This is a genomic window from Rhizobium mulingense, assembly GCF_029194105.1.
GTDB lineage: Bacteria > Pseudomonadota > Alphaproteobacteria > Rhizobiales > Rhizobiaceae > Rhizobium > Rhizobium mulingense.
The window spans coordinates 37,821-58,391 of sequence record NZ_JARFVE010000008.1; the positions used below are offsets into that span (position 1 = coordinate 37,821).

The window sequence follows — 20,571 nt, forward strand, 5'->3', positions numbered from 1 at the left end:
CGGCGCCGGCGCTCAATAATTCACAATGGGGAAATTCCATGGAAAATGAAGGTATCGGTTGGATCGCCGCAATCATCGTCGGCGGCATCGCCGGCTGGCTCGCCGAGATGTTCATGAAGAGCAACATGGGCGTGCTGATGAACGTTCTTCTCGGTATTGTCGGCGCAATCGTCGCCAACTTTATCCTGTCGCTCTTCGGCGTCGCCCTTGGCGGATGGCTGGGTTATCTGATCGCGGGCTTCATCGGAGCCTGCATCCTGATCGCTATTGCAAGAATGATCAGACGTCCGGCCTGACGAAACAGGAGGCGCCCCCAAACGGTTGCCTTCTTCACGCACTCCAGCCACGCGCGAGCGTGGCTTGAGGCGTGGTCATCTCGTGTTCAAGGCGCCCCGCGAACGTTGACGGATGCGCCAAAAGCAAGCCGGACTTTAAGGGCAGCGGCGGATATCGGTCTGATCGGTCAGGGGTAAAGCCTCAGCCAGCGCCGCTCCGGCTCATTGCCTGTCGCAGCTTTTTTCCCCCGACATCGTCTCCAACTGCGCTGGAAGCTGCCCGTAAGCCACCAGGATCGATCTGATCAGCCCCGGGAAGCGTGCGTCGAGTTCGGCGCAGCGGGTCTGGTTGCGCATCTCCACACCCTGGCGCTCGCTGCGGATCAGGCCGGATTCGCGCAGCACCTTGAAATGGTTGGAGAGCGACGATTTTGGAATGATGCGGTCGCCGAGATCGGCAAGGGCCGAGCACGTGCCGCCGCAGCCGGCGGTGGCAAGCTTTGCGAAGATGGCGACGCGCTCGGGATCGGACAGCGCATAAAGGATCGCCTCCGGGCGTATATCCTCCAAGGCTGGGTGAAAGAGCGGTCTCATGAATTTTATATAGCGCCCCTTGACATCGAGATCAACAGTTCCGAATTTCTGAACTATGGAACAAGCTGCCAATCCCGGCAGCAGTCCGGATCAGAAGGAATTCAAAATGGCGAAGCTCACCGGAAAGGTCGCAGTGGTCACGGGGGCCTCCAAAGGCATCGGCGCGGCGATTGCCAAGGCGCTGGCGGCCGAAGGGGCAAAGGTGGTGGTGAATTACGCCTCGAGCAAGGCCGGAGCCGACGCAGTGGTCGAGGCGATCGGCGCCGCCGGCGGCAAGGCCATCGCGGTTCAGGGCGATGTTTCCAAGGCCGACCAGGCGCAGGGGTTGGTCGATGCCGCCGTCAAGGAATTCGGCAAGCTCGACGTGTTGGTCAACAACTCAGGCGTCTACGAATTCGCCTCGATCGAGGAAGTGACCGAGGACCATTATCGCCGCATCTTCGACGTCAACGTGCTCGGCGTTCTCCTGACCACCCAGGCGGCGGTCAAGCACCTCGGCGAGGGCGGCAGCGTCATCAACATCTCCTCGGTGGTCACCAGCATGGCGCCGCCGGCCTCTGCCGTCTACACCGGCACCAAGGGCGCCGTGGAGGGCATCAACAGCGTGCTCGCCAAGGAACTCGGCCCGCGCAAGATCCGCGTCAACGCCATCCTGCCAGGCATGGTCGAGACCGAGGGGACGCACACGGCCGGCGTCATCGGCTCGGATCTCGAGCAGACCGTCGTCGCCCAGACGCCGCTTGCCCGCATCGGCCAGCCGGACGATATCGCCGGCGTCGCCGTCTTCCTTGCGTCCGATGACGCCCGCTGGATAACCGGCGAACGGCTGGCCGCCAGCGGCGGCTTCCGTTGAGGGCATTTCCGCTCTCTTCGGATCACGGAGTTGGGTGTTTATGCCGGGGCCGGCCTGAAATCTCGATCCTGTTCTGAATAAAAGAGTAAGAGCATGATGCCGTCAGAAAGCCGCTCGCTTATCGGCATCATGCTCTCGCAGTGCTCGCGATTGTGCGCGTCCCGGCCATGACGACCGCATTGACGAGGCATTATAAAGTCAATGCCGGAGCTCGTCCATGCGCCGGCAAAGCGCGGCATCACCTGCCGATATAGGCGGCGAGTTCATCAGGCGTCCCGTTGGGGAACGCCTGTTTCAAAAAGTCCAGGAACGCCGACACGCGCGCGCTAAGCAGCCGCCGAGAGGGGTAGAGCGTCCAGAGAGCGATCTCCGGGCCGTCGATGTCCCCCCAACTGACCAATGTGCCATCCGCCAGGTCGTGGCTCACCAGCGATATGGGAAGACGTCCCGCACCGACGCCGGCGCGCACCGCATCCCGGATCGTGGTGAGCGTTGACAAAGTGAGCACGGGTTCGATCCTGATCGTCGACTGGCCGCCGGCGGTCCTCACCCGCCATATTTGCGCTTCGCCTGCGCCACGTGCAACGCCGGGAGCCGCACGTCCGCCGGTCGGGCGGGGAAGGTTGGGGCTTGCCACCACCACCAGCCGGTCGCGCAGAAAGGCCCGTCCGACAAGGCTTTGGTCGGGATCGGGATTGACCCGGATGACCAGGTCGTAGCCTTCCTCGATCATATCGACGGACCGGTCCTCACTCGTCACCTCGAGCCTGACCTCCGGATATTCGAGGGCAAAGCCCGCGGCGATCCTGCCCATGGCGGTCTGGGAGAAGTGCAAGGGTGCGCTGATGCGCAATCTGCCCTTGGGTCTTTGACCGCCTGAGGCAATCGCAGCAGCCGTTTCGTCCAGTTCGGCAAGCAGCGCCCCCGTCCGCTCGAACAGCGCCCGCCCTTCCTCGGTGAGCTTCAGATTGCGCGCACCCCGTTCAAACAGTCGCAGAGTGAGGGCGCTTTCCAGCTCGGCGACACGGCGCGACAATGTTGCCTTCGGTCGGCCCGTCGCCCGTGCCGCTTTGCCGAAGCCGCCATGGCGGGCGACAAGATTGAAATCGGCAAGCGCAAGAAGATCCATGTCCGTTCCATCAGCGAGACGGTTTGTCTAGAATTGCCGTCTATCGGACTGCCAGTGAACCACACATATTCGAGGTGTCAAGCAACCCAACGCGGAGAAAGACCATGACCATTCTCGTTACCGGCGCCACAGGCAATGTTGGCCGCCAAATCGTCGAACACCTCGTCAAGCGCGGCGCCGATGTCCGTGCCCTTGTCCGCGACCCGTCGAAAGCCCAACTCCCGGCGGAGGTCAGCGTCGTGCAGGGCGACTTCCTCAACGTCGACTCGCTGCGCAATGCCATGTCAGGCGTGTCGACGCTGTTCCTGCTTAGCGCCGTGGTGCCGGATGAATTCACCCAGGCTTTGATTGCGTTGAACGTCGCCCGATCGGCCGGCATCGAGCGGATCGTCTATCTCTCGGTGATCCACGCCGATGTCTATGTCAACGTGCCGCATTTCGCCGGCAAGTTCGGTGTCGAGCGAATGATCGAGCAGATGGGTTTCAACGCGACGATCCTGCGCCCGGCCTATTTCATCCAGAACGATCTGATGGTCAAAGACGTGATCACCGGCTACGGCGCCTACCCGATGCCGATCGGCGCCAAGGGTCTCGCGATGATCGATATTCGTGACATCGCCGAGATCGCCACCCTTGAGCTGCTGCGCCGCGAACAGGCTGCAGAGCCGCTGGCGCTGGAGAGGATCAACCTGGCCGGTCCGCAGACGCTGACCGGAACCGATATCGCCGCCATCTGGTCGGCCGTGCTCGCCCGCCCGATCGCCTACGGCGGCGACAATACCGAGGGCTTGGAGCAGAATCTCAAGCAGTTCATGCCCGCCTGGATGGCCTACGACATGCGGCTGATGGGCGAACGCTTCCTGACCGACGGGATGCTGCCCGAGGCGGGCGACGTCGAGCGTCTGACGGCTCTGCTCGGACGCCCGCTCCGCTCATATCGCGCCTTCGCCTTGGAAATCGCTGCCTCCGCTTGAGGCAGCAACAGCGATCTGACCAAAAAGAGTATCATCATGATCTATTCCACAGCCACAGTTCCGGTGAACCCGGAAGGCGAAACCCCGCTGACACGCGCCGAGGCCTGGCTGGGGCTCGAACGCAAGGCACGCGACGCCCGGCTCTTTCTTCCCGCCGGTCTCTGCACCCGCTGCGATGTCGTGGAGGAAAGCCCGGACCATTTCGTGCGCGAGGCGACGATTGCCGGGCTGGATTTGCGCGAGATCATCACCCTGGAACCGCAAAGCAAGGTCACCTTTTTTCAGGCGACGGGGCCCCGCGAGGGAGCGATCGTCAACCAGCTCTTCGAGGATGAAGACGGCCGGCTGCAGCTGCGCTTCTACTGCTATCTCGGCCTGCGCGGCAAACGGCCCAACGCCCCGGAAGAGCAGGCCGAGCAGGCACAGTTCGATAGCGAAACAGGCTACAAGGCCGCCCTGCTGTCGACGCTGGAGCGGACCCGCCAACTGCTGTCAGAGGGAAAGCTCTGAGTATCGCCGCGACCTAACAAAGGGCGGCCGGTCGTGGGTTATATCCGAACAGCCACCTGAGATATCTGGGGACCCTCAAGGGAAGCGTTCGAAACGCTTCTGCGGGGCGGGGCCAGGGCGTCGGGTTTGTCCCGGCGCCCTCGGCTTCACCGCCAGGACTGTTGATCAGGCGGCCTTTGCCGCCGCGACGGCGCCGATCAGAATGCCGGCAGTCTCCACCGATGAACCGGGGTTCTGCCCGGTGATCAGCAGGCCGTCCTGGATGGCATAGGACGACCAGTCGTCGCCGCTGGAATAGACGCCACCATTCTCCCTCAACATGTCCTCGACCAGGAACGGCACCACCTGGGTGAGACCGACCCCATCTTCCTCGGAGTTCTTGAAGCCGGTGACTTGTCTGCCCTGAACCAGCGGCGTGCCGTCGGCAGCCTTGACGTGGCGCAGCACGCCCGGTGCGTGGCAGACAAAGGCAACGGGCTTGCCGCCCTGATAGAGCGATTGGATAAGGGCGATCGAATCCCTGTCTTCCGCCAGATCCCAAAGCGGGCCATGGCCGCCCGGATAAAACACGGCGTCGTAATCGTCAGCGGAGACCGAGGCGAGTTTTACAGTCGAGGCGAGCACCGCCTGCGCAACCGGGTCCGCATGGAAGCGGCAGGTCTGGTCGGTCTGGAAGCCGGGTTCGTCGCTCTTCGGGTCGAGGGGCGGCTGTCCGCCCTTCGGCGATGCGACGGTGATCTCGGCGCCGGCCTCGAGGAAGGCGTAATAGGGGGCGGCGAACTCTTCGAGCCAGAAGCCGGTCTTCCGGCCGGTACTGCCCAGTTGGTCGTGCGAGGTGAGAACCATGAGGATTTTCATCTGGAGATCCTTTCGAGACAGATGTGATCGGTCGCTTTCGATGACGGGATCATGCCTCGGCGGCTCCTATTCCTGAAATTTATTTCTTTGATTTCAGATATGCGTTGAGCAATATATCTGGATGAAACATGATCTCAACCTCCTGCCTGTCTTCGTGGCGCTGATGCAAGAGCGCAATGTCACGCGCGCAGCCGAACGACTGGGCATGACGCAGCCGTCCGTCTCCAATGCCCTGAACCGCCTTCGCGAAACGCTGCGCGACCCACTCTTCATCCGGGAGCGCTATGGCATGAAGCCGACGGAGATGGCGGAGGCACTTGCTCCGGTGATCCGCACCGCATTGGCGAGCCTCGATGACGCCATTCTCGGCCAGCAGGCGTTCGATCCGGCGCGGGCGACACGACAGTTCACCATCGCCCCCAATAGTTACGTCGAGTTCGTTCTGATGCCGGTGATCGTGGCACGGCTGCGGGAATGCGCGCCCGGGATCAGGCTGCGCCTGACGCCCTTCGGCAATGATCTGGCCGAGACCGGCGCGATATCAGGGGCGACGGAAATGGTGCTCGGCAGGATCGTCGAGCCTCCTGATAACATGGTCGTGCAGCATCTCATGGATGATGGGCTGGCCTGTGTCGTTCGCAAAGATCATCCCGAGATCACCGAAAGCATCTCCGAGGAACAGTATCAGCGGATGCGGCACGTCAACGTGCTTCCGCCCGGACGGATGCGCGTCGGCCTGTTCCAGATGCTGCAGCAGGCCGGTCTCAGGCGCGATGTCTCGGTCTCCGTCACCCATTTCCTGGCAGTCCCGGAAATAGTGGCCGTGACCGACTACTGCGCCACACTGCCCCGGCTGATCTGTCAGCGCCTTGCCCGCGACCCGCGCCTTAAAATCCTCCCCGCGCCGGTCGATCTCGGCAGCTTCCCAGTCGAGCTGGCATGGCATGTCCGCTACCGAAACGATTCCGCCCATCGGTGGCTGAGATCATTGATCGCCGTGGTCGCAAAGGAAGTCTCCGACGCTGCGGGGGCAGAAGCCATGGCTGGAAATTGAGAGCGCGTGTTTGCCCTCGACGGTTGCACGCGTGCCCGATCGATTGCATATTCTGTTTCAAGATGAGGAGAATTCTATGCCGAAGGCCGTTGGAATCGGCGGTGTGTTTTTCAGGGCGGCGAACCCGGCCGGCCTGGCGGAATGGTATCAAAAGCATCTCGGTATTGACGACCTGCACAAGTCGGTATGGCAGCAGGAGGCCGGGATGACGATATTTGGCCCGTTTTCGAAGGACACCGATTATTTCGGTCGCCCGGAACAACAATGGATGGTCAATTTCCGCGTTGATGATCTCGATGGGCTAATGGCCAGCCTAACTGCAAGTGGGATCGCGGTGGAAACCCGGGATGAGTGGAACTCGGAGGTAGGCCGCTTTGCCCGCATTCACGATCCCGAGGGTAATCCAGTCGAGCTGTGGGAGCCGGCGCAGGGTTGACGGCGAATGGGTCGCTGCTCGTTGGCCGATCTCGATAGATTCACGCGCCTTCAGACTGGGAACGGGTTTCGCCACACATCCAGTTCTTCAAGCCGTCCGTAAATATGCCGGAACTCGGCGGCGGTTGCATAAGGAAGTGCAGCGGCCTCCGTCATCCTCGGGCTTGACCCGAGGACCCACGCCTGCTCCTCGGCTGTGGCCATGATTCCAGGCTCAGGGCCTGGAATGACGGAGGTCGGGGAGAGCCATCGGCAAGAGGCGAAACGCTGCTGCTACTGCCTCACCATCGCTGGATTTGCCACGGAGTTCACCCCACCTCCGTCGTCCTCGGGCCTGATCCGAGGACCCACGCCGGCCCCTGCGGCCATGGATTCTAGGCTCAGGGCCTGGAATGACGGAGGTTGGGGAGGGCCATCGACAAGAGGCGCAACGCTGCTGCTATTGCCTCACCATCGCTGGATTTGCCACGGAGCCCACCCCACCCTCCGTCCGTCGTCCTCGGGCTTGACCCGAGGACCCACGCCGGCCCCTCGGCTGTGACCATGGATTCCAGGCTCAAGGCCTGGAATGACGGAGGTTGTGAGGGGCCATCGGCAAGAGGCGCAACGCCGCTGCTATTGCCTCACCATCGCTGGATTTGTCGCGGAGCCCACCCCACCCTCCGTCGTCCTCGGGCTTGACCCGAGGACCCACGCCGGCCCCTCGGCTGTGGCTATGGATTCCAGGCTCAAGGCCTGGAATGACGGAGGTTGTGGAGGGCCATCGGCAAGAGGCGCAACGCTGCTGCTATTGCCTCACCATCGCTGGATTTGCCACGGAGTTCACCCCACCTCCGTCGTCCTCGGGCTTGACCCGAGGACCCATGCCGGCCCCTCGACTGCGGCTACGGATTCCAGGCTCAAGGTCTGGAATGACGGAGGTTGGGGAGGGCTTCGCCGAAGGCGCCACCGGCGTCGCGCAGGGCGCCAGACATCCTCATCCGTCCTGGTGCGCCTTTTCTCCACGCTGACTCTGCACCAGGCATGGAGGCAGGCGAATGACGGGATTTAAGACCGGTTTCCTTTTAGCGCTTCCACAAAACCGATCACGTCGCCGACCATGCCATCGTTGAAGATGTCGTTGTGACCGGCACGGTCATAGATCAACATCTGCTTGGGCTCGAGTGCGAGGTGGAACAAGGCCTGCCCTGAGGAAAGCGGGATGCTGTCATCGAGTCGGCCGTGGAGGAACAACTTCGGTTGTCTCACTTTGGCTATGTTGAGGTCCGAGCGGAAGGGATCCTTGAGGAGAAACTCGACCGGAAGGAACGGATAATGCATCTGCGCAACCGAGAGAACCGACAGGTACGGAGACACGAGAACGAGGCCCACGGCCGGCCTCTGCCCGGCCGTGTTCACCGCAACGCCGGTGCCAAGTGAGCGGCCGAGCACAACGATCCCGCTTTTGGTCTGTGCCGAAAGCCAGTCGAACGCGGCGATGCCGTCTGTCAGCAGCCCTTGCTCGCTGGGTGAGCCGGTCGATCCGGGATAGCCGCGATAGGAAATCGCCAGCAATCCAATCCCCCGCGCGGCCAGCGCCTGTGCGAGAAAGGCGTAATTGTCAACTCGGTCACCGTTTCCGAAAAACAGCAGCACGCAGGGCTTGTCGCTGTCGCCCTGGCTGTAGAGTGCCTGCAGGATTTCCCCGTCGGGCGTCTTGATGTGGATCGTCTCGCCCCAGTTCGCGGGCTCCGGTAGAGGTGCGGCGCCGGCTCCGGGATAGAGCAGGGATCGCTGAGAAAAATAGATCAGGCCCACCAGCGCCATGTAGGCGATGACCGCCATCAGCGGCAAGATCAGCAGGTACCTTGTAGCGCTCACGACAGACTATCCCCGCTGGTTGGCAACGCCCAGAACGCTTTGCAGCAAACCCAACCCCGCGTGATGTGCTCAGCGTAGCGGCAATATAGGCACAGTGCGTTCCTATAGAGAAGAGGGTCGAGACGCGACCTCACGAGAGATCGGCCTTTCCCATACAAGGCGATGCCGTCCTGTTGATCGTCAGCACGGCCTGTGCGCCGCAGCTCAACCAGTCGGCGGCGAAGCGGTACCATCAGCTTCTCAAGCTGGGAAAGGGTTTTGCCACGCGTCCAGTTCTTCAAGCCGTTCGTACCAGGTTCGGATATGCCGAAACTCGGCGAGTGGAATCTCGGCAGCGGCTGCATAAGGAAGTGCGGCGGCCAGTGCGAAGTCCGCCACGGTCAGTGTCTCCCCGACGGCGACGCTGTTGGTGGCCAGATGACCGTCGAGCACGCGAGCGTGGAGCCGAAAAGCCGCCTTTGCCTCTTCGATAACCGCCGCGTCCGGCTTCCCGCCGAACAATGGCTTGATCAGGTTTTCAAACCACAGCGTTGCCCCGTGCCGGGTAAAATGACTGGCATCCCAGCTCAACCAGCGCAGCACGTCGATCTGCCGGCGGTCGTGCGGCCAGAAATCCGATGCGACGCTGTCGGACAGCCTGCACATGATGGCATTCGCTTCCCACAAGGTTCCGGCATCATCCTGCAGCACCGGGACTTTGCCGTTCGGGTTAAGCGCCAGGAATTCTGCGGTGCGTTGTTCACCGCCTGCCAGGTCAACCCGGACGAACTCGACGTCTGCCTTCAGAAAGCGAGCCGCGGCGCAGGCCTTCCGGGGATTGAGCGTCTCGCAATAGTAGAGCTTCATCGCCGCCTTATGCATGGTTCGTCCCCTTGGATTCGGTTCGAAGAAAAACGCTCAACCGCTCGAAGCTTTGCGACCAGCCGGCTTCATGTCCCTCAAGGGACGATGCGCTCTCAAATCCACTTTGGCGAAAGGTCATTTCCGTGCCGCCGTCACTTTCCCTGAAGGTGATGGTGACGATCGTTTCGGGACTGGTTTCACCGGTTCCGCGCTCCCAGGCATGGGTGAAGACAAGCCTGTGCGGCGGCTCGACCTCCAGATATTTTCCACCCACCCAATGCTCCTCTCCATCCGGCGCGATCAGGCAGGCGCGGTGTCTTCCGCCGGGCCAAGCTTCAAGTCTGTCGCCCACCGCCTTAAAACCGTGAGGACCGCACCATTGGGCCATGGCTTCCGGGTCGGTCCATGCCCTGAAAACGAGATCGCATGGGGCATCAAACCTCCGGACAATAACCAGGTCGCGGGTGTGGTCGGGGTCGGTCTCCGGATTAGTCATTTTCGTATCCTTGTACCTTGGACAGATAGTCATCGAGACGATCGAAGCTTTGGTCCCAGAAGCGTCTGTAATCGGCGATCCAATCAGCGATCGTCTTCAGCGCGGCCGGCTCGAGGACGCGCGGACGCGCATTCGCTTCCCGGCCGGAGCGGATCAACCCGGCCTGTTCCAGAACCTTGAGATGCTTTGAAATAGCGGGCTGAGACAACTCGAAGGGATCAGCGAGTTCGGCCACGGTCGCCTTGCCCGTCGCAAGCCGCGCAAGAATGGCTCGCCTCGTGGGGTCGGCGAGTGCGGAAAAAATGGCATTGAGTTTGTCATCCATATATCACCATTTGGCTATATAGCTATATGGATATATTCATCCCTCAGAAATGTCAAAGGCAATTTGCGCAGGGTAGCAACGCCCGCCCGCTTTGTCGCGGGCGCTGCCCGAGCCTCACATCGGCGGCATCTTTTCGAATTTCGCCACATCGGGGTCGAGCCGGTCCCAAGCCTGGCCGCGCATGGTGTAGGTCGCCATGTCAGCCCGGTAGCGCTCGGGCTCGTCGAGACTGGCGGCGTGGATGGTGAAGAAATCCGGCATGTAGGAGAAGGTCAGATAGACAGGCGCGCCGCAGGCTGGGCAGAAGCCGCGTGTCTTGACGTTGCCGTTGTCGGCGACCATCTCCAGTGGCTGGCCTCGCCTTCGAGCTTCACCGCCTGCCGGCTTGGAAAGGTCAGATAGGATCCGTGGCCGGTGCCGCTCGTCCGCTGGCAATCGCGGCACTGGCAGTCGTTCATCGCAATCGGCTCGGCCGAGATCTCGTAATGGATGGCGCCGCAGGCGCAGCCGCCGGTATAGGGCTTGCTCATTGCTTTCTCCTGAATCAATTCGGTGATGTGGCTGACGCCGGCTCAGTCCTCGCCGCTGGCGAGGGCGCCGATATTCTTCACGACCTTCTTCCAGCCTTCGCCCATCTTCTGGAAGGCGGTTTCGTTTTTCGGCAGCACGAAGCCGGAATGGACGAGGCGCAGCCGGGTGCCGTTTTCGGCTCTGGAAAGGATGAAAGTGACGACGGTATCGAGCCGCGATCCGTATCCGACATTCTCCGAGTGCCCGCCTTTCCAGGCATAGGAGAGACGCTCGTTCGGCTTCACCTCCAGCACCTCACAGTGAATGGTGCCATCCCAGCCGCCGGCCGGCGTCGTCTGATAGGTGAAGCGCTTGCCCTCGATCGGCTCGAATCCTTCAGGCATCATCAGCCAGCGGCCCATCAGCTCGGCCGTGGTTAGCGTTTTCCAGATCGTTTCCGGCTGATGCGGGAAAATCTCGTCGACGACGATCTCGTGCGTGTCGGGCTTCAATGCTGCGTCGTTCATGGATCGATTTCCTTCAGCAATGTTCTGAGATTGGTAAAGCGGTCGCGCCAGAAGAGGCCGTAATGGCTCATCCAATCGACAAGCGGCGCAAGGCCCTCGGGCTCGGCGCGGTAATAGACCTTGCGCCCTTCGGGGCGCTCCGTAACCAGGCCCGCCTGCTTCAGCGCCTTGAGATGCTGCGAGACGGCGCCCTGCGTCACGTGGCTCGCCCGCGTCAATTCGACGACGGTGATCTCATCGGAGTTGACGATCTGCTCGAACACGGCCCGCCGGGTGGGGTCGGCAAGGGCGCGCATGACGGCGTCGATGGAAGCGGTCTGGATCATGAGAAACTCAATAGCGTGGACTAATTGATGAGTCAACACTAATCTGTATCTGTCTCCGGGGTGGACTGAAAAGCGATGCCCGTTGTTTGAACAGCCCTATGGCGGCACCTTGCGTCTGCGTTCGCCACCGCAGCCCGGTGCACCCTGCACGACGGCGACCACCGCCTGTTGCCGCTTTCCTTGTCATCCGACAGGTATCCGCGAATTCGGCGGCGGAGCCGACATCATGGCATCGCACAGATTTCGAGCCGAGCCGGAACCTCGTCAGACCTGCGAAGTTTGCGAAACGAGGAGAACTCCACATGCATTTGATACAGTTGTTTATTCCGGCAGCGCCGCGGGCGGCGATCGACATCGAAGACATTATCGCGACAATTCAGCGCGAGATGACGGAGCGCCATGGCGGAGTGACGGCATATCTGAATTCCCCCGCAAAGGGGCTTTGGTCCAATGATGAGGGCACTGAAGAAGATACCGTCATCGTGATCGAAGTGATGGTGAACAGTCTCGACCGGGCCTGGTGGCGCCAATACCGGCGCAAACTCGAAGAGTTGCTCGGGCAGGATGAACTGCTCGTGCGGGCACTTCCGGTCGAAACGCTCTGACCGCTGGAAGCCTCCATGGACACGCAATTCCGGCATCTTGAAATCTACCGCAGAGAGGGTGAGTTCGCAGCCTGGCCGGCAAATTATGGTCTCTGGTCCTGGGGTGACGAAATGGTCGTCGTCTTCGCGCGCGGCAAACTCGGAGCCAAGGGGGAATTGCACGAACTGGACCGTGATTATCCATTCGTCCCCTGGCAGGCACGCAGCCTGGACGGCGGACTGACATGGATGGGCGAGCCGTTCTGCGGCCGCCTGCCGGGTGGGCTCTCGCTTTCGGCCGACGAGCACCTGAACGCCGATCTCAAGATTCGTCCCCATCTGTCGCTCCGTGATGACCTCTGCGTTCTGGATGAACCCATAGACTTTCTCGATCCCGGGACGATCGTGATGTGCGCCAGGACGGATATACAGGGCGATGCTGTCAGCTGGTTCTATGTCAGCCGGGATCGATGCCTGACATGGCAAGGTCCATATCGTTTCACCGGCTTGCATCTTCCGATCTCGGCGCGCACCGATATCGTTCCTCTTGGCAGAGACCAGGCGCTCTTCATGCTCAGCACCTCCAAAGAGGACGGCGCGGAAGGCAGAGTGTTCTGCGCGCGCACCGCGGACGGCGGGCGCAGCTTCGTCCTTCAAGGCTTTGTCGGCCCGGAACCTGAGGGCTATTCGATCATGCCGGCCTCGACGGCACTTTCCGGTGGCGCCATGCTGACCTTGACGCGATGCATGGGGAGGGGCGGTGGCAAGGGTTGGATAGAAGCCTTCACCTCCCACGACGAAGGGAAGACCTGGACGCGGAAAGGCTGCATTGTCGACGACACGGGCAGCAATGGCAATCCGCCAGCGCTCGGACGGATCGAAGGCATGCTTCTCGTCGTCTACGGCTACCGTGATCCGCCATTTGGTATGAGGATGCGCGTGAGTTTCGATGACGGCCAGACATGGGGCGCCGAGAAGGTCATCCGGAGCGACGGCGGCACGGCTGATCTCGGTTATCCCAGAATCGCAAAACGCGGCGATGGATCCTTGCTCGCCGTCTACTACTTCAACGATGGCGACAGGGAGGAGCGTTACGTCGCAGCGTCTATTGTCACGCCCGCCAAAGATCAGCAAGGAGCCGAGGACGGCGCTGCTTCATGGCAGTCGCAGTTATGAGCCCCATTATGTCATCACGGGCCGAAGAGGAACGTTTGAAGCGCGTTCGGGGAACAAAGCGGGCAACCCGTGGTTCGGGGGTGCGGCAGTCGCCGCCACGACATGGGAGGTTAGACATGCAAAACGATTTCACAGATCCGGCAGGAAGAAGCGCATCGGCGCAGACACCGTCCTCATTCCCAGGTTCCGGTTCTTCGCCGGGGACGCGCACCTCCATTTCCGATCTGGAAGCGAAGGTGAGCGAAGATGTTTCCGCCGCCAAGGAAACAATCAAGGAAGGCGCCGACACTGCCGTCGAGAAGGCCAAGGAAGTCATTTCCGAACGCACCAGCTTCGCTGCTCGCCAGGTCGGCGGCGTTGCAATGGCACTTGAGAAAGCGGGCGCCGAAATGGAAAGCTCCGGTCAGGCAGAGGTCGGACGATACGCCAAGCAAATCGGGCGGAGCGTGCGGACTGTCGCTCGGCGGATGGAAGGCAAGGACATCGGCGAAATCGCTACCATGGCAGAGGATTTCGGGCGCAAGCAACCGCTCGCCTTTCTCGGCATCGCCGCACTTGCAGGCTTGGCCGCGAGCCGCTTCCTAACAGCCTCCGCGAAAAGGCAAACAGCTGCCGCGCCGCGCGAACCATCGATTGGCCTTCGCCCCGGCACCGCAACGACCGGAGGAGAAAACAATGGCTAAATCTTCAGAGAACACACCCCTCTCCGAACTTGTCAGTGGCCTCGTGGGTGATGTCACCGGCCTGCTTCGCAAGGAAATCGATCTTGCCAAGACGGAGGCTTCGGAAAAACTTTCGCAGGCGCTCAGCGGCGTGGAGATTCTCCTGTTCGGGTTGGTCCTGGCAATCGGGGCGGTCGGCGTCCTGCTGAGTGCCCTTGTCGGCGGCCTCGCGGCCTTCCTCGTGACACAGGGATTTACCGAAACCACTGCCAGTGCGCTCGCCTCGTTGATCGTCGGCATCATCATCGCCGGCATCGCGTGGGCATTGGTCTCCCGTGGCCTGGCCGCGCTTCGCGGCAACAACTTGACACTGGATCGAACTGCAACCTCGCTTCGCCGCGACGTTGATGTTGTGAAGGACAAAATCTAATGGAAAACTCAATGGAGAAAACATCGGCCGAGCTTCAGCGGGAGATCGACCAGGACCGCCGCCGGATAGGAGACCGGATTGACGCGATCCAGGAACGGATGTCGCCGGGCCAGCTCATCGATGAGGTGATTGCCTATGCCAAGGGAAGCGGCGGCGGAGAATATGTCAGCAATCTTGGCCACGCGCTGAAGGCGAATCCTCTGCCGGTCGCGCTAATGGGCGTGAGCCTGGCCTGGCTCATGGCGAAAGGCAGTCAGTCATCAGGCGACACGGCGACCTGGAGGGAGGATCCTGAATATCCGCTTTATCCGGCGACGGGCCGGGTCCGCAGGATTGGTCCACCGGCAATGGAAAACGGAGCCCGTTACAGCCATTTTGCCGATGAATCCGGCAAGAGGTTGAAAGCGTTGACAGATGAAACAGGAGGTCGTGCCGGCCATTTCATGGACGAGGCGGGCAAGACTTATCGCGGCTTCGCCGACGCCAGCGGAAAACAGATCAGCCAGATCACCGACGAGACTGGTGCATTGCTCGACGCGGCAACCGGCTGGGCGGCGGAGAAATGGGAGCAGGCGAAAAGCGCCGCGAGCGACCTGACCGCCCGTGCGTCTGGCGCGGCGAGCTCCCTGTCGAGCCGATCCTCTTCGGCGGCGACCAGTCTTCAGGAGCAAACGAGCAAGCTCAACGAGGCGATCCTCACCCATTTCCGCGACCAGCCGCTGGTCGGCGGTGCTCTGGCTTTTGCGGTCGGTGCAGCGATCGGCGCGGCGCTGCCCCATACCGACACCGAGGATGAGTTGGTCGGCGAAGCCGCAGATAGCACTAGAGATAGCCTCAGCCGCCAGGCCCAGGACGTCGTCGCGCAGGGTAAAGAGGTAGCGTCGGAGGTCTATCACACGGCCATGGACGTTGCCTCCGATACTCATGATGCCATCAAGGAACGCGTGGTGGATGAAGCCGAAGCTTTCATAGATCGCAAGGATGGCCTAGGCGGAAGCGATCGGCGGTAGAGGATCCATCCCGGTCGGCCAGGAAAGGTTCCACGCGGAAAGAGGCGCTGTTTGACTGATCCGCTTCGCGGAAGTCTCAGATGGCCGTCTGCATGAGGTATGACGATTTTTCGACGGGAACGCGCGCGACGATTTTCATCACGAGCGTGGGAGCGACATGGGGAACAGAGCTTACTCGTCCGTCTTTGTAGAGCACCCGCAAGAGGCAGGTTTGGCTGTCGTAATCAAGCTCGGCGATCGTCTTTGAATGGACCGGAAATTGCATCTTCAGCTGCCCCCTGCTGCAGCATGATCAAGACCAAAACAGCCGACCGCCGCCCACCATGGGATTTCATCGGCCCGAGAACTCCTCACCGTTGCGGCGGCCGGCGATGCTGGCCAAAATCCTGCTGGCGAAATCTCAGCAGAATCTAATCAGAGCCGCCATAGAAATCGCGTGAAATCGGCGTGACACACGTTCCGCGGCTATGGGGCGCGAGGACACTAGAATAAGATGTAAGTGGCCGTACAGCAATCCAGGGAATCCGGGCCATCATGCGAGCGAATGTCTGCGGCACGGAAATCGGATGCCGGCCAAAAGTTCGCCGTACCCTCGAGAATGTCCGTCGACGACGTATTAAATCACATGTTATCAGTCGCTTGCCCTATCGGCGCCGGAACTTTTGCTGGCCTGCCGGGTTTGCTGCCCATGTTGAAGAAGCAGCTCATCCAGCCGAGACTCGGGACGATCAGCGTCATGGACGACCAACAGGTTCATGTCCTTGAAAGCGGCTCAACAAATGGAAGCCCAGTTGTTGTTCTTCATGGCTGCGGCAGCCTGGCGCAAGAGGTGCTGCTTCCTCTCGAAAACAGCAAACACCGACTGATCGCCGTCGATCGTCCCGGCTACGGATTGAGTTCCCCGCTGCCGCCACCGGAGCGGGGTCCGCTCGGGCAGTCTTTCTGGCTTGAGCGTTTCATCGAGACCGCGGGGGTCGGCCCTGTAACGATCGTCGCCCATTCGATCGGCAGTGCCTCAGCCCTTCATCTGGCCGCCCGCAGACCTGAGCTCTTGAAAGCGCTCTTGTTGCTCTCGCCTTGCTGCAGCCCGGTTCCCCCGGAACCCTTGGTCCTGCTGCGCGCCGCAGTTGCGCCTTTGATAGGGCCGGCGATCCGCCGCCACATCATGCCCCGCTGGGCTTCCTTCTTTCTCCGGCACGGACTTCGCTCATCATCATTCCCCAATGCTCTTCCCTCCCATCTGAGCATGTTGCCTGCCGGCCATATGATCCGGGCAAGCGCGATCGAGACGATGGCCGACGAGTTGCGAGCCTTCAACCGGGACATGGCTCTGCTGGCAGGTCTGCCCGAGCAGCTTCCCGTCCATGTGCTCTTCGGGTCGCAAGACCTCATCGTCGATCCGGACCGGCACATCAGTTGGCTTCGGCAAAGACATCCCGACCTTCTTGTGAAACGCCTCGAAGGCGTTGGCCATTTGCCACATCATATCGCCCCGGCCGTGGTGTTGCGGATGCTGAACGCGATCATCGAAGAGCGTTCCTCCTTACAGCAGGCCGAGCCTGCGACATTGACGGATGTCGCGTAGTGGTGGCCGGGCTTGAAAGCGATTGCTTCGCCCGGATCGTCGCCGAATTCCTTGCCGGCGGGCAGGGTGCGCAAGGCCCGGTTGGAGAAGCGTCGTCGGTTCTGTGGACGCGGCGTCGATCTGCAGCTTCGCGTCGCCTGGCTGGAGCAGCATGTGCGGCTCCAGAACTGAATGGCCGGGCCGCGGCGGTGATCGGAGGCTTTCACTCCTGCCCCGGCTTCTCCTGCTCACGGAACAATATCCCAATAGCGATGTTGGTATGGCAATAAGCCTAAGACCATGGGAGGAAACCATGCATAAGTCTCTTCAGTTCATATTGTGCGGCCTGGCCGCCATGAGCGGGCTGACCATCGCCCCGACGCTCGCCGCCGCGCAGGATTTGGAATTGCGCCTCGGCCCCGGTGGGGTCGGCGTTTACGACCGGGACCGAGACCGCAACCGTTACGACCGCTACGACCGTCGCGGGCCGCGCGGCTGCGATCCCGATGACGCGCTCGACATTGCCCGCAGCGAAGGCCTTCGCCGCGCCCAGATCGTCCGCATGTCGCCGCGCAGCATTGTCGTTCAGGGAATGACGCGCCGCGGGCCGGAACGCATGGTCTTCGCCAACCGGCGCGGCTGCCCGGAAATATGACCGTACGAAAAACCGGCTACCCGGACGCTTTAGCGCCACATTGCTTTTTTGCAACGTCGGCTGGCCGAGCGGACGAAGCGGTTTTCCCGTCGAATTGCAGACAACAGATGGAGCGGTTCGCCTGAACCGTACTGACAATCACCGGAGGAATGCATCATGATGAGTGGTCAATTGAAGGCGCTTCTCGCCGTTCTTGCCGTTGCCGGCTACCAGAACAGGGAGAAAATCGGCGAGCTCCTGCGCGGCCTGCAGAACCCGCAGCCATCCGGCGCGGGAGGCCAGCAGCAGGGCGGGCTCGGCGGTATTCTCGGCAGGCTCGGCGGTTCCGGCGGCCTGGGCGGCCTTCTCGGCGGCCTGACCTCCGGCGGCATCGTCAGCGGCGGTCTCGGCGATCTCCTGAAGACGTTCCAGCAGAACGGCCACGCCGACAAGATGGAATCCTGGGTGCGCCCCGGCCAGAACGCCGACATCAAGGACGGCGAGCTCGCCGAAGCCCTCGGCCCCGATGTTCTGAATGAGATCGCCAGGAATACCGGCCTGTCGCATGAGGAGATTCTGGGGCGCTTGAGCCGCGATCTTCCGACAGCCGTCGACGAGCTGACGCCGGAGGGAAGGCTGCCGACCGCCGAGGAAGATGTCTTGTCTCCGGCGAGTCAGGCGACCACATCCGGGCGGCCGAGCGGCGTCTAGGCACTTTCGTTCGGCCGTGCCGCGGGCATCGCTGAAACGCCCTTGCGAGATCGCCACGAGTCTCTCAGGTTCGAACCGCAGAGATCGCCTTGCACTCCGTCCACCTGGGGTTTGACCTGAGGACCCAAGCAGGTCTCCCGGCCGCTGGCATGGATCCCAGGTTCAAGATCCGGGATGACGTAGGGTGGGCGGCGTGGTGCCTACTTTCCCAAGTGCTTGCGAAGAAACGTGTACACGCTCCGGATGGACTTTGCCGCGGCGTTGCGATCGTATTTTTCGATATGACCCGAAACCCGCTTTCCCACCGCGAATTCCGGGGCATCGAAACCGTGATAAGCGCCCTTGTAGATATTGAGTTCGACGGGCGCGGCATTGTCACTGAAACGGGCAAGCCTCTTCTGGCATCGTTCGGGCCGGCTCCAATTGTCACGTTCGCCAATCAAAATCAGGTTCGGCACCGTCGCATCGCCACGATCTGCGTCGCAGGCGGGATAAAAGGCAATCGCCGCGCGGAACTTGCGCTCGACGAGCTGCTCGTACCCTTCGATTTTCGTTGCGTCCAGCGTCGCGGTGCCGCCCGCCGAAAAGCCCATCAAGGCGACGCGCCGGGCATCGACGAACCCTGATTTCGACAGGAATTCCAAAGCGCCATAGGCGTCGAAGACGCGGTCGGGGAGGTGGCTTCGACATGTGTCGGTGAGGCCGCGAGTGGTGAAGCTGTCGACAACAAGCACGACATAACCCCATGAGACCAGCCGTTGCGGCCAAAGCTCTCTGACGCTCGCACGCATGTGATCGCATCCATGCATGACGACGACAGCCGGGAAGGGGCCGTCGCCCCGAGGCCGGGACAAATATCCGAGCAATGGCGTGCCTTGCGGCTGCGGGAGAATTTCCCCCAGTTCCCGGGCTTTGCGGATACGAAACGGGCTGAGCTTCACGGGCACGCTTTCGAACCGCACCAGTTCGTCGGCCTTTGCCGGGCTTTCAGCCAGCGTGACGCCAAGAATAGTGACGACGGACAGAAAGAGTCTCGCGGTTTTCACAGGCTCCTCCACCCGTGTAATCGACGGCCTGCTGCTAATATAATCCTCGATGATCATGGATGGTATTGCTTGCCGTCCGAGGATCCATGTTGGCTTTGCTGGGTCGGGCATGGATCCCAGGCTCAAGGCCTGGGATGACGGAGGGTGGGTGGCGTTTTGCCAAACCTGCCGGAGCAACGCGTGGAATCTGGCGTTCACCTTGGTCGAGAAGGCTCGATTTTACACTGGCGTGAGACCGATAATCAGCGCTTGATCACCCCCTGAGAGATCATTTATCACTACCGCAAATCCAAGCTGCGAATTTTGAATTCAAAGGTGATATCGGCGATGAAGTCGGTATCGCGCTTCGATCCCATGCGTATTCGCCAAGACTTTCTGGCCAGCGCCATCATACACCACCCGGATCTGCCACAGAGCTCACCCCTTGCTCAGCTTTCCAGGGCTTGACCTGATCCACGTTGGCCTCCATCAGGAGCGGGTATGGATCCCAGGCTCAAGCTGGAATGACGGAGGGTGGGGGAGCGTTTCACCAAAGCCGCAGCCGGAGCGGCGCATGGAATTCTGGCGTGCACATGGTTCGAGAACGCTTGATTTCATACTGGGCGCTTGACCGACAATCAGCGCTTGATCACCCCCGGCGGATGATTTATCACTGCCGTAAATCCAAGCTGCGAAAATTGAATCCAAGGTGATGTCGACGATGAAGTCGGTGTCGCTTCGACCGCCTGCGTTATTCATCTTGCCGGCCGCCTCATTTGCCACAGAGTCCACCCCTTGCTCCGTCATCCCAGGGCTTGACCCTGGGATCCACACCAGTTCGATGGGAACCCGGCACGGATCCCAGGCTCAAGGCCTGGGATGACGGAGGGTGGAGTGGCGTTTTGCCAGACTTGCCAGGGGCACTCGCGGCTGCGCCATATCCCCCTCACAAGGAGAACTGCAATGGACGCCTCGATTGCGCCGGCCTCCCGCGCCGCAGTGGTCACGCCGAATGACAGTGCGATAGTCGGCGCGCGTGCGCTTTATATTGGCACGGCGGGCGATGTGGCGATTGCGCCGCAGCGCGACGTTGATCCTGTTGTCTTCAAGAGCGTGCCGGCCGGGACGATCCTGCCGGTGCATGCCGCCATCGTGGCGCTGACCGGGACGACGGCGTCCGATATCGTCGCATTGTTCTGAGCGTTC

The 20,571-nt window shown here is 61.4% G+C and carries 27 protein-coding genes and 2 pseudogenes; 15 read left to right on the forward strand and 14 right to left on the reverse strand.

Annotated elements, in window-relative coordinates:
• The first annotated feature begins 38 nt into the window (after positions 1–38).
• The gene (locus PYR71_RS19030; protein WP_183919438.1) at positions 39–296 is read left to right on the forward strand and encodes a GlsB/YeaQ/YmgE family stress response membrane protein; all 258 of its coding nucleotides are present in this window, start codon (positions 39–41) and stop codon (positions 294–296) included.
• 201 nt (positions 297–497) lie between these two features.
• Here the strand turns inward: PYR71_RS19030 and PYR71_RS19035 are convergent, their stop codons facing one another.
• On the reverse strand, positions 498–869 hold the full coding sequence (locus tag PYR71_RS19035; RefSeq protein ID WP_275620455.1) for an ArsR/SmtB family transcription factor: 372 nt from the start codon (positions 867–869) through the stop codon (positions 498–500).
• Positions 870–975: 106 nt separating this feature from the next.
• Between PYR71_RS19035 and PYR71_RS19040 the strand changes: the two genes are divergently transcribed.
• Positions 976–1,722, forward strand: a complete 747-nt coding sequence (locus PYR71_RS19040) for a glucose 1-dehydrogenase (RefSeq protein WP_275620456.1) — start codon at positions 976–978, stop codon at positions 1,720–1,722.
• A gap of 238 nt (positions 1,723–1,960) precedes the next feature.
• On the opposite strand, the gene PYR71_RS19045 is transcribed toward PYR71_RS19040, so the two are convergent.
• Complete coding sequence (locus PYR71_RS19045; RefSeq protein WP_275620457.1) at positions 1,961–2,851, reverse strand: LysR family transcriptional regulator; 891 nt, start codon at positions 2,849–2,851, stop codon at positions 1,961–1,963.
• Positions 2,852–2,955: 104 nt separating this feature from the next.
• On the opposite strand from PYR71_RS19045, the gene PYR71_RS19050 reads away from it, so the two are divergent.
• A complete protein-coding gene (locus PYR71_RS19050; protein WP_275620458.1) occupies positions 2,956–3,825 on the forward strand; it encodes an SDR family oxidoreductase in 870 nt (289 codons plus the stop codon).
• A gap of 36 nt (positions 3,826–3,861) precedes the next feature.
• Positions 3,862–4,335, forward strand: a complete 474-nt coding sequence (locus tag PYR71_RS19055; protein WP_275620459.1) for an SRPBCC family protein — start codon at positions 3,862–3,864, stop codon at positions 4,333–4,335.
• A 165-nt stretch (positions 4,336–4,500) separates the two neighbouring features.
• On the opposite strand, the gene PYR71_RS19060 is transcribed toward PYR71_RS19055, so the two are convergent.
• Complete coding sequence (locus PYR71_RS19060; RefSeq protein WP_275620460.1) at positions 4,501–5,193, reverse strand: type 1 glutamine amidotransferase domain-containing protein; 693 nt, start codon at positions 5,191–5,193, stop codon at positions 4,501–4,503.
• Between the two features lie 121 nt (positions 5,194–5,314).
• Here PYR71_RS19060 and PYR71_RS19065 point away from each other — a divergent pair, with 121 nt between their 5' ends.
• Positions 5,315–6,247 (forward strand): LysR family transcriptional regulator, encoded by a 933-nt coding sequence (locus tag PYR71_RS19065; RefSeq protein ID WP_275620461.1) that lies wholly within the window; start codon positions 5,315–5,317, stop codon positions 6,245–6,247.
• A gap of 76 nt (positions 6,248–6,323) precedes the next feature.
• Entirely contained in the window at positions 6,324–6,683 is a 360-nt protein-coding gene (locus PYR71_RS19070) for a VOC family protein (RefSeq protein ID WP_275620462.1), read from the forward strand.
• 50 nt (positions 6,684–6,733) lie between these two features.
• On the opposite strand, the pseudogene PYR71_RS19075 reads toward PYR71_RS19070, so the two are convergent.
• The 8 genes and pseudogenes from PYR71_RS19075 to PYR71_RS19110 all read right to left on the reverse strand — a co-directional run.
• Positions 6,734–6,829, reverse strand: a pseudogene (locus PYR71_RS19075) (glutathione S-transferase family protein); the annotation flags it as partial.
• Positions 6,830–7,729: 900 nt separating this feature from the next.
• Entirely contained in the window at positions 7,730–8,542 is an 813-nt protein-coding gene (locus PYR71_RS19080; RefSeq protein ID WP_275620463.1) for an alpha/beta hydrolase, read from the reverse strand.
• Between the two features lie 240 nt (positions 8,543–8,782).
• Entirely contained in the window at positions 8,783–9,403 is a 621-nt protein-coding gene (locus tag PYR71_RS19085; RefSeq protein ID WP_275620464.1) for a glutathione S-transferase family protein, read from the reverse strand.
• Positions 9,396–9,881 carry an SRPBCC family protein gene (locus PYR71_RS19090; RefSeq protein ID WP_275620465.1) on the reverse strand — a complete coding sequence of 162 codons (486 nt, stop codon included), beginning with the start codon at positions 9,879–9,881 and terminating at the stop codon, positions 9,396–9,398. Before PYR71_RS19090 ends, PYR71_RS19085 begins: the two co-directional genes overlap by 8 nt.
• The gene (locus PYR71_RS19095) at positions 9,874–10,206 is read right to left on the reverse strand and encodes an ArsR/SmtB family transcription factor (RefSeq protein WP_275620466.1); all 333 of its coding nucleotides are present in this window, start codon (positions 10,204–10,206) and stop codon (positions 9,874–9,876) included. Before PYR71_RS19095 ends, PYR71_RS19090 begins: the two co-directional genes overlap by 8 nt.
• A 114-nt stretch (positions 10,207–10,320) precedes the next feature.
• Positions 10,321–10,664: pseudogene (locus tag PYR71_RS19100) on the reverse strand (GFA family protein).
• A 114-nt stretch (positions 10,665–10,778) separates the two neighbouring features.
• The gene (locus tag PYR71_RS19105; RefSeq protein WP_275620467.1) at positions 10,779–11,243 is read right to left on the reverse strand and encodes an SRPBCC family protein; all 465 of its coding nucleotides are present in this window, start codon (positions 11,241–11,243) and stop codon (positions 10,779–10,781) included.
• Positions 11,240–11,569 (reverse strand): ArsR/SmtB family transcription factor, encoded by a 330-nt coding sequence (locus PYR71_RS19110; RefSeq protein ID WP_138393692.1) that lies wholly within the window; start codon positions 11,567–11,569, stop codon positions 11,240–11,242. The genes PYR71_RS19105 and PYR71_RS19110 overlap by 4 nt, the downstream gene beginning before the upstream one ends.
• Before the next feature lie 302 nt (positions 11,570–11,871).
• On the opposite strand from PYR71_RS19110, the gene PYR71_RS19115 reads away from it, so the two are divergent.
• The 5 genes from PYR71_RS19115 to PYR71_RS19135 all read left to right on the forward strand — a co-directional run bounded on the left by PYR71_RS19115 (position 11,872) and on the right by PYR71_RS19135 (position 15,431).
• A complete protein-coding gene (locus PYR71_RS19115) occupies positions 11,872–12,174 on the forward strand; it encodes a hypothetical protein (RefSeq protein WP_275620468.1) in 303 nt (100 codons plus the stop codon).
• 15 nt (positions 12,175–12,189) lie between these two features.
• Complete coding sequence (locus PYR71_RS19120) at positions 12,190–13,329, forward strand: sialidase family protein (RefSeq protein WP_275620469.1); 1,140 nt, start codon at positions 12,190–12,192, stop codon at positions 13,327–13,329.
• 116 nt (positions 13,330–13,445) lie between these two features.
• A complete protein-coding gene (locus PYR71_RS19125; protein ID WP_275620470.1) occupies positions 13,446–14,012 on the forward strand; it encodes a nutrient deprivation-induced protein in 567 nt (188 codons plus the stop codon).
• Positions 14,005–14,421, forward strand: coding sequence for a phage holin family protein (locus PYR71_RS19130; RefSeq protein WP_064809817.1), 417 nt, complete (start codon positions 14,005–14,007; stop codon positions 14,419–14,421). The genes PYR71_RS19125 and PYR71_RS19130 overlap by 8 nt, the downstream gene beginning before the upstream one ends.
• Positions 14,421–15,431, forward strand: a complete 1,011-nt coding sequence (locus PYR71_RS19135) for a DUF3618 domain-containing protein (RefSeq protein WP_275620471.1) — start codon at positions 14,421–14,423, stop codon at positions 15,429–15,431. Before PYR71_RS19130 ends, PYR71_RS19135 begins: the two co-directional genes overlap by 1 nt.
• A gap of 76 nt (positions 15,432–15,507) precedes the next feature.
• On the opposite strand, the gene PYR71_RS19140 is transcribed toward PYR71_RS19135, so the two are convergent.
• A complete protein-coding gene (locus PYR71_RS19140; RefSeq protein ID WP_183919394.1) occupies positions 15,508–15,696 on the reverse strand; it encodes a hypothetical protein in 189 nt (62 codons plus the stop codon).
• 423 nt (positions 15,697–16,119) lie between these two features.
• On the opposite strand from PYR71_RS19140, the gene PYR71_RS19145 reads away from it, so the two are divergent.
• The 3 genes from PYR71_RS19145 (at position 16,120) to PYR71_RS19155 (ending at position 18,340) form a co-directional block, all read left to right on the forward strand.
• The gene (locus PYR71_RS19145) at positions 16,120–17,016 is read left to right on the forward strand and encodes an alpha/beta fold hydrolase (RefSeq protein ID WP_275620665.1); all 897 of its coding nucleotides are present in this window, start codon (positions 16,120–16,122) and stop codon (positions 17,014–17,016) included.
• A 292-nt stretch (positions 17,017–17,308) separates the two neighbouring features.
• Entirely contained in the window at positions 17,309–17,650 is a 342-nt protein-coding gene (locus PYR71_RS19150; RefSeq protein WP_275620472.1) for a hypothetical protein, read from the forward strand.
• Between the two features lie 156 nt (positions 17,651–17,806).
• Positions 17,807–18,340: a YidB family protein gene (locus tag PYR71_RS19155; RefSeq protein WP_275620473.1), complete on the forward strand. Its 534-nt coding sequence runs from the start codon at positions 17,807–17,809 to the stop codon at positions 18,338–18,340.
• Positions 18,341–18,540: 200 nt separating this feature from the next.
• Here PYR71_RS19155 and PYR71_RS19160 read toward each other — a convergent pair whose 3' ends face one another.
• Both PYR71_RS19160 and PYR71_RS19165 read right to left on the reverse strand, forming a co-directional pair.
• A complete protein-coding gene (locus PYR71_RS19160) occupies positions 18,541–19,443 on the reverse strand; it encodes a dienelactone hydrolase family protein (protein ID WP_275620474.1) in 903 nt (300 codons plus the stop codon).
• Positions 19,444–19,854: 411 nt separating this feature from the next.
• The gene (locus PYR71_RS19165; protein WP_275620475.1) at positions 19,855–20,148 is read right to left on the reverse strand and encodes a hypothetical protein; all 294 of its coding nucleotides are present in this window, start codon (positions 20,146–20,148) and stop codon (positions 19,855–19,857) included.
• A gap of 180 nt (positions 20,149–20,328) precedes the next feature.
• Here PYR71_RS19165 and PYR71_RS19170 point away from each other — a divergent pair, with 180 nt between their 5' ends.
• The gene (locus tag PYR71_RS19170) at positions 20,329–20,565 is read left to right on the forward strand and encodes a spike base protein, RCAP_Rcc01079 family (RefSeq protein ID WP_275620476.1); all 237 of its coding nucleotides are present in this window, start codon (positions 20,329–20,331) and stop codon (positions 20,563–20,565) included.
• Positions 20,566–20,571 lie beyond the last annotated feature (6 nt).